Genomic DNA, 255 nt, shown 5'->3' with positions numbered 1-255 from the left:
AACCATTCAGGCTGTAACTGAAGAATTAGTCACCCGAAGAAAGCAATTTAAAAAGGCAAAGCTGAAATGGCGTGTCAGCAATAAAAAATCAGCAAGGCGCTCTTTGGGATGGGTTCCCTTTAAAAAGGTGGCTATCAAATATGCCAATGGATATGTCCAGTATGGAAAACACCAATTTAAGCTTTGGGATAGCTACGGTTTAAGCAAATACACGTTAAAAACAGGTTCATTTGTAGAGGATAGCCGTGGGCGTTG

Annotated in this window: 1 pseudogene; it reads left to right on the top strand. The window is 40.8% G+C overall.

Features of this window, described 5'->3' with window-relative positions:
* Positions 1–255, top strand: a pseudogene (locus ACEO2X_RS14640) (RNA-guided endonuclease TnpB family protein); the annotation flags it as partial.

The organism is Acinetobacter sp. AL9, from assembly GCF_041464035.1.
Lineage (GTDB): Bacteria > Pseudomonadota > Gammaproteobacteria > Pseudomonadales > Moraxellaceae > Acinetobacter > Acinetobacter towneri.
Note: the sequence above shows the minus strand (reverse complement) of the source record. Positions and strands in the feature narration are given on the sequence as shown.